Annotated in this window: 17 protein-coding genes; 9 read left to right on the top strand and 8 right to left on the bottom strand. The window is 41.6% G+C overall.

Annotated features, from left to right (window positions below):
- The first annotated feature begins 177 nt into the window (after window positions 1-177).
- Window positions 178-405 carry a helix-turn-helix domain-containing protein gene (locus tag DIU38_RS09475; RefSeq protein ID WP_208057539.1) on the top strand — a complete coding sequence of 76 codons (228 nt, stop codon included), beginning with the start codon at window positions 178-180 and terminating at the stop codon, window positions 403-405.
- A 40-nt stretch (window positions 406-445) separates the two neighbouring features.
- On the opposite strand, the gene DIU38_RS09470 is transcribed toward DIU38_RS09475, so the two are convergent.
- The gene (locus tag DIU38_RS09470; protein ID WP_112652454.1) at window positions 446-1,015 is read right to left on the bottom strand and encodes a hypothetical protein; all 570 of its coding nucleotides are present in this window, start codon (window positions 1,013-1,015) and stop codon (window positions 446-448) included.
- Between the two features lie 815 nt (window positions 1,016-1,830).
- Between DIU38_RS09470 and DIU38_RS09465 the strand changes: the two genes are divergently transcribed.
- From DIU38_RS09465 to DIU38_RS09445, 5 genes are all read left to right on the top strand, one after another.
- Window positions 1,831-2,844 carry an SMEK domain-containing protein gene (locus tag DIU38_RS09465; RefSeq protein WP_112652455.1) on the top strand — a complete coding sequence of 338 codons (1,014 nt, stop codon included), beginning with the start codon at window positions 1,831-1,833 and terminating at the stop codon, window positions 2,842-2,844.
- A gap of 13 nt (window positions 2,845-2,857) precedes the next feature.
- Complete coding sequence (locus DIU38_RS33470) at window positions 2,858-4,306, top strand: hypothetical protein (protein WP_208057540.1); 1,449 nt, start codon at window positions 2,858-2,860, stop codon at window positions 4,304-4,306.
- Window positions 4,307-4,406: 100 nt separating this feature from the next.
- Window positions 4,407-5,012 carry a hypothetical protein gene (locus DIU38_RS09455; RefSeq protein WP_112652456.1) on the top strand — a complete coding sequence of 202 codons (606 nt, stop codon included), beginning with the start codon at window positions 4,407-4,409 and terminating at the stop codon, window positions 5,010-5,012.
- A 67-nt stretch (window positions 5,013-5,079) separates the two neighbouring features.
- Entirely contained in the window at window positions 5,080-6,204 is a 1,125-nt protein-coding gene (locus tag DIU38_RS09450; RefSeq protein WP_112652457.1) for a helix-turn-helix domain-containing protein, read from the top strand.
- Window positions 6,205-6,261: 57 nt separating this feature from the next.
- Window positions 6,262-7,656 (top strand): serine hydrolase domain-containing protein, encoded by a 1,395-nt coding sequence (locus DIU38_RS09445; protein ID WP_146750380.1) that lies wholly within the window; start codon window positions 6,262-6,264, stop codon window positions 7,654-7,656.
- A 191-nt stretch (window positions 7,657-7,847) separates the two neighbouring features.
- On the opposite strand, the gene DIU38_RS09440 is transcribed toward DIU38_RS09445, so the two are convergent.
- From DIU38_RS09440 to DIU38_RS09420, 5 genes are read right to left on the bottom strand one after another with little or no spacing between them, the layout of a single operon-like run.
- Window positions 7,848-8,621 (bottom strand): DNA-formamidopyrimidine glycosylase family protein, encoded by a 774-nt coding sequence (locus tag DIU38_RS09440; protein ID WP_112652459.1) that lies wholly within the window; start codon window positions 8,619-8,621, stop codon window positions 7,848-7,850.
- A gap of 15 nt (window positions 8,622-8,636) precedes the next feature.
- Window positions 8,637-8,864 carry a hypothetical protein gene (locus DIU38_RS09435; RefSeq protein ID WP_112652460.1) on the bottom strand — a complete coding sequence of 76 codons (228 nt, stop codon included), beginning with the start codon at window positions 8,862-8,864 and terminating at the stop codon, window positions 8,637-8,639.
- 6 nt (window positions 8,865-8,870) lie between these two features.
- Entirely contained in the window at window positions 8,871-9,761 is an 891-nt protein-coding gene (locus tag DIU38_RS09430; protein ID WP_112652461.1) for a DUF72 domain-containing protein, read from the bottom strand.
- Window positions 9,762-9,821: 60 nt separating this feature from the next.
- Window positions 9,822-10,625 (bottom strand): SOS response-associated peptidase, encoded by an 804-nt coding sequence (locus DIU38_RS09425; RefSeq protein WP_112652462.1) that lies wholly within the window; start codon window positions 10,623-10,625, stop codon window positions 9,822-9,824.
- 4 nt (window positions 10,626-10,629) lie between these two features.
- Window positions 10,630-11,118 carry a hypothetical protein gene (locus DIU38_RS09420; RefSeq protein WP_112652463.1) on the bottom strand — a complete coding sequence of 163 codons (489 nt, stop codon included), beginning with the start codon at window positions 11,116-11,118 and terminating at the stop codon, window positions 10,630-10,632.
- Between the two features lie 144 nt (window positions 11,119-11,262).
- On the opposite strand from DIU38_RS09420, the gene dinB reads away from it, so the two are divergent.
- The 3 genes from dinB to DIU38_RS09405 are packed head-to-tail and all read left to right on the top strand — an operon-like array spanning window position 11,263 to window position 15,616.
- Entirely contained in the window at window positions 11,263-12,420 is a 1,158-nt protein-coding gene (dinB, locus tag DIU38_RS09415; RefSeq protein ID WP_112652464.1) for a DNA polymerase IV, read from the top strand.
- Window positions 12,421-12,426: 6 nt separating this feature from the next.
- A complete protein-coding gene (locus DIU38_RS09410) occupies window positions 12,427-15,369 on the top strand; it encodes a DNA polymerase III subunit alpha (protein ID WP_112652465.1) in 2,943 nt (980 codons plus the stop codon).
- A 13-nt stretch (window positions 15,370-15,382) separates the two neighbouring features.
- Window positions 15,383-15,616 carry a hypothetical protein gene (locus DIU38_RS09405; protein WP_112652466.1) on the top strand — a complete coding sequence of 78 codons (234 nt, stop codon included), beginning with the start codon at window positions 15,383-15,385 and terminating at the stop codon, window positions 15,614-15,616.
- A gap of 181 nt (window positions 15,617-15,797) precedes the next feature.
- Here the strand turns inward: DIU38_RS09405 and DIU38_RS09400 are convergent, their stop codons facing one another.
- On the bottom strand, window positions 15,798-16,034 hold the full coding sequence (locus DIU38_RS09400; RefSeq protein WP_112652467.1) for a hypothetical protein: 237 nt from the start codon (window positions 16,032-16,034) through the stop codon (window positions 15,798-15,800).
- A 54-nt stretch (window positions 16,035-16,088) separates the two neighbouring features.
- Window positions 16,089-16,562 carry a PH domain-containing protein gene (locus DIU38_RS09395; protein ID WP_112652468.1) on the bottom strand — a complete coding sequence of 158 codons (474 nt, stop codon included), beginning with the start codon at window positions 16,560-16,562 and terminating at the stop codon, window positions 16,089-16,091.
- Between the last annotated feature and the right edge of the window lie 5 nt (window positions 16,563-16,567).

The raw sequence follows: 16,567 nt of genomic DNA, 5'->3' as shown, positions 1-16,567 counted from the left end.
TTACGTCTCCGGGGTTAAAAATTTCTCACGTTTTCAGACCGAGACAAAGCGAATGCTTCATATTTTTCAAGAAGTATCGCAAAACAAAGATAATATTTTTGTTGAATTGTAGTGCGTTCGCACTACAAACTTTTAATTTTAATAATCGAATTTCATTTCCTTAAATATTGTATCTATTTGGAAGCGAAAAGCGAAAACCTTAAAATCAAATTTGGCGAGCGTTTAAGAACTTTAAGAATTGAACGGAATCTTTCGCAAGAAAAATTAGCTGCATTGGCAGAAACAGATAAGAGTTGGATTTCGGAAGTTGAGTTGGCAAAAAGGGATATTCAGCTAACTTCAATTGGAAAATTAGCTGATGCATTAGAAATCTCGTTGAAAGAACTTTTAGATTTCGACTTTTAAGAATAAAATTGCTTCTAACAATTGTAAAATTCTTTTAGCCTCATTTAATAGGATAATTTTCTTTCACCTTTACTTTTTGATATAAATACGCATTTCTGCTATCAAGCGTAGCCAACTTATCTAATTCCAAGTTGGCCTGATCTTTATAGGCGTTGAACTGATTTCTTCGTATCCTGATTTGGTCTGGTTTAAAAGTCCAACTCTCATCACTCAGGTATTGGTTAGCAAGTGAGGTAAAAATCCGTGCACGCAATATTTTTAATTTAAAATCTTTCATGGAGTGCTTATAAGCGGAGTCTGCTTCAGCGCTTGCCTTCTTTAGATTTGCCAGCGAAGCCGCATTAGGATGAGGTTTTGCCATGACGTTGTTAGTCCTATAAAGGAAAAAGCTGTGTTCAAACAACGCAGCAGTATCGGTTGGGCTTTTTTTTAGGATCATCGCCAGACTATCTAAGCTATGTACATATTTCGAAGGACGAAACATCAAGGAACCATCATTGATTTGCAAATCTGCGTCAGTCGTTATAATCTTGATCTGAGCAATGGATTTTGTTGAATAAACATACAGAAAGCAGGTAACAGCAAGTAAAGCTTTAAGAGATGTTTTCATAGATATATAAGATTTAAATAGTATAAAAGTACTTATACTTAAAGATCCCTATTGATTAAAGATATAAGTTAAACTTATGAAACCTCTTTATTTAGGAGGATAAATGTATTATCAACGGCCGTTAAGTCTTTCAAAGAAAACGAACTCGAAGATTCAATAGGTAAATTGACAACTGAAAAAGGAAATCAGTTTAAAAGATGATTTATTGGCAACGATCCAAAGATGTTTGCGAAGACAGGAATATGTCACAAAACTCTTAAAGGAAAAGAACAATTTCTTGATCCAGCAAAATAGCTTGGTACTATTATTAGGCTATATATTTCATGAGCGTATAAAGTGATACTTAATGGCTGCGTAAATTGCTACCCAAACCAGAAGTAAGGCCGCACCATAAATTAATTGCCTTCTTCTGTTCGGCTTGTCTTTATTTTCGGCCCCCCCGATTGATTAAGATCAGTTTTCATTAGTTATTAATTAAGGGGATAAATAACTGGTTATATTGGTTTGGTCGAATTCGACTTACTAACATACATTTTTAACCTGTAAATTCTATCTGCTATAAATTCGTATATCCTCGAATTTCAGTTTCTCACTGCTCTAATTTTTATAATATTCCTTACGGTTGTATTTTTTAATACAGGCTAAAGTTTGTTGTATGGTAGTCATGGTAAAAACTAAATGAAGAAAAGCATGAACTTTAGCTACACACACATGCCGAAGAAACTGCGAAATTGCGGGGATGATGGTGGGACGGCTTCCTTAAGTTTTAATTTATGGCGTACCTTTAACCCAAACAATAAAACCATTCACAATCTATGTTTACCAGAGGATTTATTATTGGCAGGATCGTTGATGACATTGCCAACCTTAAAATACAAGTAGAAACCCGTAACCGGCTCGGTCTTTTCGATCTTACAAAAATGGCTGAGGATTTTTTTTGCGAAACCCTTAATGCCGTGTATAATTTAAACTTGGTCAACCTCAATACAGTTCGCAGTAATAACCCAGGCCTTGACCTTGGCGATAAAAAAAATAAAATAGCCTATCAAATCACGTCATCAAATAACAGCCAGAAAGTTAACGATACCTTAGCGGTATTGAACCAGGATCAATTGCGTACTTATACAAAAGTTAAGTTATTTATCATTGGTGATAAACAATCGAAATATACTGTTGATGCTACAAATCAGGCAAAAACCAATTTTATCATTGACGAAGATATACTTGACTTGGATGACTTGTTAAGAGATATTATGGTTCTACCGATTGCAAGCCTGGATGTCCTTTACAATCAGTTTTTACGGGAATTTAGAAGTTTGAAAATTGAGCTGGAGCCAGTTGATAAAGATGGTAATTTTGAATCGTCATTGTATAATCAATTGGAGTCGAAACCAAGTATGCCGCCGGCTAATGCAGGTAAAATTGCTGATCGTTTGTACGATGATGAATTTAATCTCAAATCTATTAAAGAGTTGTATGAGCGCTTAGCTGCGGTACCGAGATATTCAAGAGAATTGATTGCGATTATTGCTGAGCGTGGTAAAGAGGGGCTTTATGGCCGTGGAGGTGCAGATTGGGGTATTTTGCCGGAGTTGCTTCAAAGAATACTCCGTCTGACTCAACAGGAACTGAGGATGGAGTTATTAATATTGCTCGATGCGGATTTGATTTATAACGGAGAGCGTAGTATAGATGATGGTCATGTTCCTGTTATTGCATTAAAAGATGAAACTCTGAATGGCTTAGTAGACTGGATAAAAGAGGCAGGCCTATCGCTTCGTACTTTTTTCAATTTATTAGACTTCACTGTTTTGGATAACGAAGAATAACAGTTGTCATTTTATGAGCAACCCCGTACATCAAGAAATCAGTAAGCAGATGCTGGCTATCTATTATTTAGAAAGCAGGTCGCTGCCGGATTGGGATTTGATATTGGAAGTCATACAATTGGCAAAAATAGAACCTTCTTTTGACAACATTCGGTATGCCAACTGGCTGTTTTATGCATTAGAAGATCTTTTTAAGATTGTGAAACATAGCTGGGTAACGATAGAGCATATTGATGAAGCAAACCACACGGTTACACTAATTAAACATGATTTGTTCACTAATAAGGTAGGTGTTATCGATTCTGAGCCCTTCACTTATTCTCCAGATGATATTAGGTGGGATGCATTTTATAAAGATAAAACGATTGATGAGTTAAATGCCAATCCTTACGTCAACCAGGTGGATCAGTTTGAATACGAAGTGCTGGAGAAAAATGAGCGTAAGATGGAGCTTTTGCCTGAAGACTATGTTAATGAGCGAAATGTTAGAGATGGTTATAAGCAGGCGTTTGAACCGGTGATTAACCGCGAGTTTGCACGTATTAGTTTTTTTCGTTTTATCGAACGAATACAATCGGGGAACAGAATAAGCAGTAAATTTGGAGAGCCGGAACTTGTTAACCGGCATCAACACTTATTAAACTATTACAATATGCCAGAGTTTCAAACCGAAATACGCTCAACATTTGGTAAGGAGTATCTTAAAGTTTTTCTGAAGGATAAAACACGATTCCAGGAGATTCAAATTATTTTGAGAGATCTTCCTTCCATCAAAAGCGTAAATATTACAGAAAACAACCAAACTGATCTTACGGTATACCCAGGTAGGTTTAGCACGGCCAAAGAAATCCAGGCCGAAGTAACCAGCACCTTGAACGTGGTTTTCGCAGGTAAGCCATCGGACCCAATAATTAAAGATGATGTGTTAGATGGGATCAGCGAGCCTATTTACAAAAAAATACTTAACCTGATCTCTTACTTTGGTAAGAACCTGGAGAAGTTCAGTAGCCTGCACAGCAAATTTGACGAAGAAGGCTTCAGGGAGTATTTTTTGCCATTCCTTAATGTAATGTCGGCCTCACACAGCGCAACGGGAGAAACATTTAACAAGATCGGCAAAACAGATATACTCATTCAGAATCAAAAAGGTGAAAATGTATTTATCGCTGAGTGCAAAGTTTGGGGCGGCGAAAGCGAAGTGACCAAAGCGGTGGATCAATTATTGGAACGTTATGTTACCTGGAGAGACGAAAAGGTATCGCTGATCATTTTTAACAAAACAGTTCAAGGGTTTTCTGCAATTGTTGCAAAGGCGATTGATGCATTGAAGAAACACCCATCCTTTAAGGAGTATAAAGGCCAAGTTGAAAACAGTAGGGCTTCGTTTATTTTCAAACATCCGGAAGATCCTGCGAAGACCGTTGAGTTGGAATTAATGATGTTTAATTGCACTGGTAATTAAAACTTTCTATCAGCCATATTAAGTGTTAGATACTAATTACCATTTGGTATCGTTACCTGTATATTGCTCTACATTAACCCAAACCATCATCCTGTTACCAATGAAACACATCTTCTATTTATTGATTTGTTCTGCCTTATTCTTTTCATGTAAAAAAGGCAGTGATCAGTCTGCTACAACTCCACAGCCAGCTGCGGTAAATTATCAATTGGATCATGTTACTTTTCTGGTAAATGAACATACTACTACACGTTCGGATTCTACAATTCTTTACCAGCGACAGATTGTAAATAATGCAGTTAATAGTTTAGAAGCCAATATTGGCGTACCCACGCCCGACGAAACATCCAAATTCACTACAAATAATACGGACACCCGGTTACAGGGTACGTTTGCTACTAAGATCAGCATACCGGTAGCCCTTACAAACCAGGCATTGATAACAGGTGAGAAAAAGTGGAGCTACTCTGTAAATCAGTCAGAAGGTAAGGCAGCCAATATTGATCAATATCAAGTTAAGCTTTCGGTAACGGGTTACACGAAGATCAGCTTAGACGTATATGCTAAGTGGCAGACTTTGCAAACGGATTATTTAGCTACCTTTAAAGATACTGGCAGTGGCAAGACGATTGAGGTAAGCGGCACATGGGAAGGTCGATTATTACAGGGATTCTCACAGGTAGCCTCGGCCACTCCTATCAAGTAATTATCCTGCATCTGGTTGCAAATTGATATTAGTCCTTTAAAAAAGAGTATTTAGACAAGTAATCGTTATGACCGCGTTTCTGAATACCATTATTCTGCTTGGGGCCTTACAAGGTTTCATTATTAGCATTTTGCTTTTTTTTGCTCCCCTACACAAATTGTCTGACCGTTTATTGGGCGCGTTGTTATTTCTGATAGCTCTGGCTTGTCTTGGTATTTACCTGAATACACAGCAGTGGTATCGTTCCAACTCTTTATTGCAGTTGATCGATGCTATCGTACCTTTTATTATGGTTATGCCAATAGGGCCTTTGCTTTACTTTTATGTGCGCGCATCTGTTGAATTGGATTGTCGGCTTAGCGAAACGCAACGGAAACATTTTTACCTGGTGATCATCGATCTGTTACCCAGAGTATTCGTATTAGTCATCCTTATAGGGGCTTTACTAAAATTTTATAATCGATTACCTTTTGCACCAGGAATTTGGATTGATGTATATAATACTTATGCAGATATTCCGCGCTGGATCTCGTTGAGTGCTTATGTGATTTTCGCTTGGCGTTATTTGAAACGCCAAGATAAACCTGAACAATTAAAGTGGCTGACCCAGTGTGTAAAAGGTTTCGCGGTGTTCCAATTTTTATGGTTGATATTCCTGGTACCTTACGTCATACCCGTTGTCAGTAACAGATTACTGGATGCAGTGGACTGGTATCCCATATATGTGCCGTTAGCAATACTAATCTATTGGCTGGGCATCAACGGGTATTTGATCACGCGCCAGGAACGGCAGCTTGCAAAGCCATCGGCTGGGGGTTTAGCAAACTTGAACGACGATATTATTCAGGGTTTTATCACATCTATTACTCGGGCCATGGAACTTGACCAACTCTATCTCGACCCGGAGTTGAATCTGTCAAAACTCGCCCAATATACCGGTGTCTCACCGAAAAATATCTCGGCGGTGCTAAACCAGCATCTCCAAACCAGCTTTAACGAACTGGTAAATGAATACCGGGTTCGGGCCGTTAAGGACAAGATTTTATCGGAAAGTTTCAACCACTTGACTATTGCGGGTATCGCGGCGGAATGCGGCTTTAATTCGCAGGCGACTTTTCAGCGGAGTTTTAAGCAATTTACCGGTTTGTCGCCCTCCCAATTCCGTAAAAACAATACTCATATCCCGATTTGAGCATTGTTTGCTTTTGTGAATGGTGTGGTTAAGCACAGTTTTGCAAAAAGAAAACTGATGAAACGATTAACATTTTCTGTGCTATTGCTCTTAACATTTGGCCGCGTATCTTCCCAGTCCTTAAACGACGCTTACATCGATAAGGTCGTGTCCCGGCTAATGGATACGGCCGCGGTAACCGGCCTGCAAATAGGTATAGTTAAAGATGGCCAAGTATTTTTTGCAAAGGGTTATGGTTACCGCAACAAGGCGTTAAATTTGCGAAATGATGCGAATACCTGTTTTTATGGGGCATCGCTGTCCAAATCGTTGTTTGCCTATGTTGTGATGCAACTGGTCGATGAAAAAAAAATCGACCTCGATAAACCGGTCTATCAATACTTACCCAAGCGTCTGCCAGAATACGAAGCATATAAACAGTTGGCCGGTGATGAACGGTATAAACTGATCACCCCGCGCATGTGCCTTGATCATACAACGGGCTTCCCGAATTGGCGGGATCTTAACCAGGGAAGGCTTGAGATCCAGTTTCGCCCCGGTACAAAATATGCATACTCCGGCGAAGGCATTATGCTTTTGCAATTGGTGGTAGAGACGGTTAACGGGAAATCGCTTGCTGAAACGGCTCGCCAACGCATTTTCAAACCATTTGGCATGGATCGAACTGACTTTAAATGGCAACCTCGCTTTGAGACCAACTATGCAGTTGGACATAACGTGAATGAAGACACACTGACCATGGTGAGGTACCGGGCGACTTATGCCGCAGGTTCCATGGAAACCACCGCAGTCGATTACACGCGTTTTATGGCAATGGTGCTGCAAAGTAAAAATCTGTCAAAGAAAAGCTGGAACGAAATGTTATCGCCGCAGACCATCATTAAGAGCGCCCGCCAGTTCGATCCCGGTGATACTTCGCGCATTATTGAGAACCGCAGCATCGGGTTATCCTACGGTTTAGGCTGGGGCTTATTCCATACGCCGAAAGGAAAAGCTTTTTTTAAAGAAGGGCATGCCGACGGGTGGATGCATTATGTAATCGGGTTACCTGACCAGCGGTTTGCATTAGTAATCATGGGTAACAGTTCCAATGCTGAAAGCATTTTCAAAGAACTGGTGGAGAAACTGGCGGGTGTGACCATTCCCTGGTATTGGGAGGGATATACACCCTATCGTCCCAATATTAAACTTCCCTTAGCTGATCTGAAAAAATACGTTGGGGAATATGATGGGCGGCTAAAGGCAATTATAACTATAGAAAACGGTTGCCTGAGTGTAGCCTCGCCTACAGTTAATCTGGCTAAAAGCCGGCTCTACGCCACCGGGAATGATCATTTCTATCTCAAGGTTATGGAGGTGGATCTTTCTTTTGTAAAAGACGCACAAGGTAAGGTGGTAAAAGTGATAGCTGACGATGAAGGTGAACATTACGAATTGTCGAAAATTAAATAGCTTTAAATAGCTGAAGATCGCAATATGTGCGTAACGCAGGTAAATGCGTTACGCTGAAGTAGCTTAAAATTAGTTGCAGATGACATAAGAAGGTCGATTGCTATTAGAGCTCTCACACGTAGCATCGGCCACTTCTATCAAGTAATTATCCTGAATGTGATTGCGCATCGACAACCTTCTTTAACGGAATTTTATTCAAATAGCTGCTGACTTCCAGTGTAATACGTCTTACGTTTATCAAGTTCTGCTTTAAGAATAGGCTCACCGTTAAGCGTAAGTGTTTGTTTCGGACGGTGTACCTGTAAGAAATCGCGCTCTTTTTCCGTGATGGTGTCCGGGAAAAGAGAAACAATGTGATTTTCAGCATCTGTTAATACTCCTCTGATTGCCTGACTAAGGATTTCAATATTGCTTTCAGGAATTTTATTGGCTTTTGAAAAAGGCGATATTTTTGCGACGTAAAGGATTTCATCCACATAAGCGTTCCCAATACCCTGAACTGCTTTACCATCGGTCAACACTGTTTTGATCGGCTTTGCACTTTTTTTCAAAGCAGATTGCAGGTAGCCATCTGGCATGTGCATGGCATCGGGCACTGTGGAGATAACCGGATCAAGGGTTAACATCACTGATTTTTGCCAGTCTGTTATTGCCAACCCAGTACCATCAGAAAACAGCAATTCCACGATGGTAAACTTATTTTCATTTTTACCTTCATACCAGTGCATTGAGCCATACAGCATCAGATGTAGTCCCAATATGTGATTTTGCCCGAACTCAAAGAATAGCTGTTTGCCGATTCGTTTCACTGCCGTTAATATCTTGCCCGTAAGGGCTGCATCAAAATCGGCTTCAGTCGTTTTGATTTTGCGGGGAACAAGTATATGTATGGCGGTAAGCGATTTACCAACGAGGCGTTTGGCGAGGTTGGCGCTAAATATGTTCAAATCTGGTATTTCAGGCATAAGAATTTGCTTTAATTATTTGTATTCACTTTCGACGCGCAAGCCGATTTCTTCGATGATTGAGTCCGGCAATATAACCCCGGATTCCTGTATCCAAGTCCAATCATCAGTATGAGCTATCGTCGCCATAAACCGGCCATCGAAAATCACATCATAACCTTGTGGCTGCATGACCACCTTACAGTTGACGATTTTTTCGGCGTAGATCAAATCAAAATTAAATGCGGGGTTTTGCTCTTCCATTATTATTTAATCAAGGGTATTTCCTGGTATATAGATATTTAGGCCAAGCTCTTTATTGAGCGTTGTTATAAAAAACTGGTATAATGATAGCGAAGGCGCATCACCAGCATGAATGAAAAAGTATAATGATTGCAGTCCCTTTTCCTTCCATATTTTCAGACGCTTGGCCCACTCTTCCAATCTTAGATAATCTATACGATCATCATCACAAGCGACAAAACGTATAAACGCATGGGGCGTAGGTAATTCCATGTGCAGGCAATCTCTTCTGCTCAAGGTATCGGTGATTACCGCTCCTAATTTTGATTCTTTCAAAAAACTAAAAAGATCATTTCTGTGCAGTTCATCAAACCAGTTTTTATTTCTGACTTCAACAAATAGCTGAACGTCGGTTGGCAAAGTAACTAAGTATGCTTTGAGGTCAGGGAAAGTTTTTGGTGTAGCGTTATCGGCCAATTGAAGAAAGACAGGGCCAAGATATTCCCTTAACACCGCAATGCTCATGTAAAATTCGTCCGTTTGTTGTTCCACATTTTTGAATCTGCGGATATGGCTAATGCTCTGCGGGAATTTCGGGCAAAACTTAAAATCTGCCCCGTCCCTGATCAACTCTTTCCAGGCGGCCATTCGCTCCGGCGGCGGCGTCTGATAAAAGGTGGCGTTGAGTTCAATGGCATTAAAGTGCCTGGCGTAATATTGTAAGAAATCCTTGTCTTTGGTGTAATGAGGATAGATAACCCCTGACCAATTTTTATACCCCCACTTAGGTGCCCCAATATGCGCGATGAACGGGCTGGCCTTCTCTGCGCTTGCTAAAGTGGCCGTGGTCAGGTTAGTATCTGCCGGTAAATGATAATCGAAGCTTGAAATATCTATATTTTCTTTGCCAAAGTTCATAGGTAGAAGTTACGTAGTGATTTTGAAATAGGTAAAGCTTAGTCTTTTGGTAAACTTTGATCAGAACAAACTTAATTGCTCTTCTGGCGGTTCTTCCTGACCATAAATCGGTAGTTTTTTTCCCCAATCGTAATATGCATCCCGCTCTTGTCCTTCGGGCAATGCTTTCTTACCGCGAAGAGAAAATACCGGATGATGCTGAATCTTCTCCGATGGTATAGAGTAATGGAAAATTTCGTTCATATCACTATCACTCAAGTCTTCCAATACCCAGGCTTGTTCCATTTCTTCAGTTAGAAATAAGGGCATGCGGTGTTTATTATCGCCACTATTATGAATCCAACTCATTTTCTCATTCGCCCCGCGTGTGATCATGGAAAATGATGCGAAACTAAATATCTCACCTGTAGATTGATCCACTTCCTGGCTAATCTGGTATAATGCCGGAACATAAAATTGCTCCCGGTGAGCAATGCTGACATGATATGGTATTTTGTTTTTAAAACCCTTAACATCACGATGTTCATATATACCGGTCGCTGGGATCAAGCAACGGTTCTTTCGTAATCTATACCAATAAGATCTTTTATCATCAATTATTCTTTCTGCGCGCGCATTGACGTAGTTACTTCGCTGGGCCTGCCGTTCTGTTGGGTCATCAATAAATTGAGGTACTACCCCCCAGCTCATATTAGCCAATGCCAGGGTCTTGCGGTTGACCACAATTGGGTGGGTTGGCAAAACCAGGCAAGAAACATGGATCATATCATTTGGATAATGCGCCAGATCAGGAGCCAGTTTGATCCCCTGGAAATCCTTGGTGACTATTTGTATTTCCGAATGAAAGCTAATGTCCTTGCACATAAGTTTATTTAATCATATCATAAAACAGCGCCGTATGGCTCTGATCGCCAGAACTGATCTCTGCTTTTAATCGCCCGTATTCAACAAATATACGCACATCATAATGATCTTCCTTTTTCATGCGGATATAATGGATATACGCTGAAACGGCTTTAGCATAGGCCTTTTGCAAACGTGCTTCATGTTTGGCATCAATTGTACCGGCAAAAAAAACGCCAATGCCTTCAGTTGGTTTCAGCAGTTTGGTTATATTTTGATATTGCGTGAGATCAAGCAGATTTTGGGCTTTACCTTCATTAGCGCGCAATTCGCGTTCGTGCAAACGCGCCTCATATTCCTGTTCATAAGCGGAAAGCAGAAATGTTTTCTGTAAGGGCTGTCCTGGCCATTGAAAACGCTGGATGACCACATGCGGTTTACCCATCGCCATCAGTTTCCTAATGGTATCCTCCTTGACGCGTAAAAATGGATTATAAAACAAGTTATCAGCCATTTAGCCTATCCTCCAAAATTATTTTCAAATATAAACAAAATGCTAATATTTTTAGTATTAGTTTTGTTCTCCGTTTTCTAAACGAATAAAATAGATCATGATGTGATTAAAAACTGATCGTGTATTAATAATTCAAGGGCATAAATGAGTACAGACCGCCAAATCATTCACATGGACCAGGATGCATTTTTTGTATCCGTCGAAGTTCGCAAAAATCCTGAACTGATAGGCAAGCCGGTAATCATCGGAAGTTTGTCGGATCGCGGTGTAGTGGCCTCATGTAGTTATGAAGCGCGAAAATTCGGTATTCACTCCGCCATGCCCGCAAGGATGGCCCGTATGCTTTGCCCGCATGGTATCTGGATCAGGGGCAATATGGATGAGTATTCCAAAGCTTCCCATGAAATCACGGATATCCTCAAAGAAAATGTGCCGCTGATTGAAAAAGCCAGTATTGACGAGCATTATATCGATATGACCGGAATGGACAAGCATTTCGGAACATTGCGCTACGCTAAAGAATTACGTGCAAGGGTCATGAAAGAAACGGCCCTGCCCATATCATTTGGCTTATCGGTTAATAAAACAGTTTCCAAAATGGCTACCAATGAATGTAAGCCTAATGGTGAGCTGAATATAGAAAAGGCTGTTGTACAACCTTTTTTAAACCCGTTATCGATTCGGAAAATCCCCGGTTTGGGGGAAAAGACTTTTGTGAAATTGAGTGATATGGGTATTAAGCGGATTCATGAACTGGCACAGGTACACCCGGAATACATGAGCAGCATACTGGGGAAGAACGGCATTTGGCTATTACAGAAAGCGCAAGGCATCGATGAATCGCCGATCATTCCTTACCAGGAGCAAAAATCCATCGGTACCCAATCCACTTTTAAAAATGATAGTATTGACCTGGTATCAATTAATTATTTGCTGACCTCTATGGTGATGGATCTGGCTTTTGAGTTGAGGCAAAAGCAAAAACAAGCCGCTTGCGTGACCGTGACTGTGCGTTATTCGACGCGGGAAGATGTGACAAAACAGGCCACCATCCCTTATACAGCTTTGGATGCCCCGCTCATTAAAAAGGTTAAAGAGCTTTTTAAACAGGCTTATCAAAAGCGGTTGCTCATTCGTCTGGTTGGTGTGCGGCTATCCAATCTGGTCAACGGTTTTGAACAGATTGATTTATATACTGAATCAAAGGAACAATATAGTCTTTGCCAGGCGATGGATAAAATCCGTCGCCGGTTCGGCCCGGATGCGATTAAGCTTGCATCAGGTATAAATCTTAATTTATAATCAGCGATGTACCTGAATGTTCACTCTCAATATAGCCTGCGCTACGGCACGATGTCGATCCCGGCATTGGTGGAGGAAGCTATCGCGTGCGGCGTAACGCAAATGGTGCTCACGGATATCAATAATTCAACGGGTATCATGGAGTTTATGCGGGAGTGTGACGAGAAAGGCATTAAACCTATTGCCGGTATGGAGTTCAGGCGGGATAAAAAGCTGCTGTATTTCGGTATTGCGCGGAACAAAGAAGGCATGAAGGAGTTGAATGATTACCTGACCGAGCACAACCTGGAGCAGAAGCCCCTACCAGACCTCGCTCCGGCATTTGCACATGCTTATATTGTTTACCCATATGGCCACCAGGAACCGTTAAAAGAAAACGAATACCTGGGTATCCGTTACCATCAGCTAAATAGGCTGTTCAACGCTGACCTGACGGGTATCAAAGAAAAACTCCTGGCTTTACAGCCGGTGTTCATAAACGATAAGATTGAATACCGCTTACATGAATACCTGCGGGGTATCGATTTGAACGTGGTGCTAACCGAGGTTACTCCGGAAGATAAATGTGCGCCAACCGATATGTTTCTCCCGCCGGGACAATTAGAGGCTAAGTTCGCCCGGTATGCCTTCATATTGGATAACACCCGTAACCTGATGAACCGTTGTGTTATGGACTATCCAAAAGGGCGAGTCAATCTAAACCGTAAGCATTTTACCGGTAATAAAAAGAATGACCGGGACTTGTTAGAGAAACTGGCGCTAAGCGGCATGGAGTACCGTTATGGAAAATCCAACAAGGAAGCTTTACGTAGGGTTAAGCATGAATTAAAAGTTATTTATGAACTGGATTTCTGCGCCTACTTCCTCATTACCTGGGATATTATCCGCTATTCCAGTTCTCAGGGCTATTACCATGTTGGCCGTGGTTCGGGCGCTAACAGCATTGTCGCGTATTGTCTCAAAATAACCGATGTGGACCCGATTGAGCTGAACCTTTATTTTGAACGGTTCCTAAATGCGCAGCGGACTTCACCGCCTGATTTTGATATCGATTATTCCTGGGATGAACGGGAAGATGTACAGGATTACATATTTAAGCGCTACGGCAGCCAGCATACGGCCTTGTTAGGCACGATGTCAACTTTCAAAGACCGAAGCATTATCCGCGAAATTGGCAAGGTAATGGGCCTGCCCAAAGCAGAAATCGATGGTTTTACTGATCCAACGAGGCTGGCCTTTAACCGGGATAATGATGCCTTTAAAAAGATCACCGCCATTTATGAGCGCATGGCCAATATGCCTAACCAGCGCTCTATTCATGCCGGTGGCGTGCTGATTACAGAAGAACCCATTACTTATTATACTGCGCTTGACCTGCCGCCGAAAGGCATGGCTACCGTGCAGTGGGATATGTACGAAGCAGAGAAGATTGGCTTTGACAAATATGATATCCTCAGTCAACGGGGAATCGGGCATATCAAAATGGCAGTTCAATTGGTTGAGGAAAACCAGCAACGTAAGATCGACATTCACCAGGTCAAAAATTTCATGAAAGACCCGACGGTGAACGCCAACTTGAGAATTGGAAACACGAAAGGTTGTTTTTATATCGAATCCCCGGCAATGATCCAGCTAAACCGAAAGCTGGGCTGTGATAGTTATCTCGTGTTGGTTGCCGCAAGCTCGATTATCCGGCCAGGTGTAGCCAGTTCAGGTATGATGGCCGAGTATATCAAAAACCATCACGCACCCGATCAGGTGAAGTACCTGCATCCGGTAATGAAGGAACAACTTGAAGAAACTTATGGAGTGATGGTATATCAGGAGGATGTAATTAAAGTTTGTATTCATTTTGCGGGGATGGACGGAACGGATGCGGATATCCTGCGACGCGGCATGAGCGGCAAATACCGTTCAAAGAAAGAATTTGAGCGTTTGGTGGAGCGTTTCCATGAAGGTGCGTTGAATTTGGGCCGTCCGGAGGCAGTCGTTAAAGAAGTGTGGCGGCAGGTTGCCTCTTTTGCGGGTTATAGTTTCTCCAAAGCGCATTCTGCCAGCTTCGCTGTAGAAAGCTATCAAAGCCTTCACCTGAAGACTTATTTTCCTCGGGAGTTCATGGTTGCTGTATTGAATAATTACGGGGGATTTTATGACCGGGCGTTGTATGTGCAGGAGTTGCAAAGGTCAGGAGGCATTGTTCATTTGCCATGCGTGAATAACAGTGACAGCCTGGTGAATATCTCGGGCGTTGATGTTTACCTGGGATTTGTAGGTATTCACGGCTTAAATGAGGAGTTTATTGAACTGATTCCGGCAGAACGCCGGCAAAATGGGCCATATCAAAGCTTAGAAAATTTTGTAAAAAGAACGGGGATGGGTTTAGAGCAAACGATTACGCTAATTCGTGTAGGTGCGTTACGATTTACCGGGAAAAGTAAAAAGGAACTGCTTTGGGCCATACACCTGTTATTAGGAGCGAAAACCAAGCCTAATAATAATGCGGAGTTATTTAAGGTTGAAACCAAGAATTATTCCCTGCCTGTATTGGTCAACACACGGTTAGAGAATGCCTATCATGAACTGGAACTGCTGGGCTTTCCCGTAAGCATGACCATGTTTGAACTTTTGCAAACAGACTACCGGGGCGAAATCTGTGCGAACGATCTGATCAATCATGTAGGCCAGCAGGTGAAAATGGTGGGCCAGTACGTATGTGAAAAGACGGTTCATACAAAATACAATCAAAAAATGTGGTTTGGTAACTTTCTCGATGTGGAAGGCAATACATTCGACACGGTACATTTTCCTAATAATACCCCGAATTATCCTTTTCGCGGGGCTGGTTGCTATTTGATCCTTGGGAAAGTTGTCGCCGAGTTCGGGTTTGCCAGTTTAGAGGTGCTCAAATTTGCCAAATTGCCGATCTTCCCAAATCCCGTAATTTCTTAATCACGATATAAAGATGGACAGAATAAACATTAAGTGTTTGATTGCAGGCCTGGAGACGGAACTGCAATTTGACAAAAAAGCCATGCCGGGAGAAGCCGGGCCTTGCTTCATGATTACTGAGAGCGGATGTTTTAAAGGGTACATTTCCCGGAAACGGGATGGCGCGTATCAACCGATCGGTGCGCTATATTATACAGATACCGATTTCAAGTTAATTGGCGAAGTTTTAGGACAAAAAGTGAGGTGATCCAAAAAATGGTTGCGGGTTCGATTTAGGTTGGGTCGTATTGTCGTGGAAAGATTAAGTGTTCAGGAAAAATATAAAGCCCCATAGCACTCGCTGCATGGGGCCTTAAACCTAAACCTTATCACAATAAATGTCTCTAATGACATTTAAGAAGGGCAAGTTATGAAAATTTATAACATGCTTAATAGCGCTGGTTTCGCATTTTATTACGCATGTACTCCTGGAACCCGCGTTCTTCATATTTACGCTGCTGATATTTCTTCATGCGGTTATTCCAGCCTCTGAAAAAAGGCACCCAGATGCCAAAAGCAATTAAAAAAAATATAGCCTTGGCAGCGAACTGCTTTGTATTCGTTGCGGCCATCATCAGGCCACATGAAATACAGATGGTAAAGATAAAATAGACGAATGTTTTCATAGCTTCAATACTTAAAAATACTAATTTTATTAGTCTATTGCAAGCTTTATTTTATTAGTTTAACTCATAAACGCCATTGTTTCGGCGTGTCGCCAACACCCGTTTACGCAGTGTTTCTACCAGATCAGAGCAAGGAATACCACGTAACCAAAGGTTGCGGTTTTCGGGGTCGGTAGTCTTCAGGTTCAAATCCATCAGCCGCATGATCTGAAGCCAAACAGGCTGGATAAGTACATAATCTTTTACCCTGAATAATTCGACCGTATCCACTCTTTTAAAGATCAGGCCCTGGCAAATCTGAAGGTATTCAGCGGTGATCAGGTATTTAATATGACGGATGTACCAGTACCGGTAGGCAGCAATAAGAATGGCAGTCAGACTGAACCAGGTTAGTCCGGGCCAGAAGCGCCAGGCCAATAGCAACATAAGGATGGCGGTTACCAGATAACCAAATATCCGCATAAAAGCGAAGATTGCCGCCGGTCGGATGAGCAACGTTTCGGGCGGTGTAAAATCGGATGTTTCCATAATAA

The organism is Mucilaginibacter metallidurans (assembly GCF_003286435.2).
GTDB classification, from domain to species: Bacteria; Bacteroidota; Bacteroidia; order Sphingobacteriales; family Sphingobacteriaceae; genus Mucilaginibacter; species Mucilaginibacter gossypii.
This window is presented reverse-complemented; position numbering and strand designations above follow the sequence as displayed.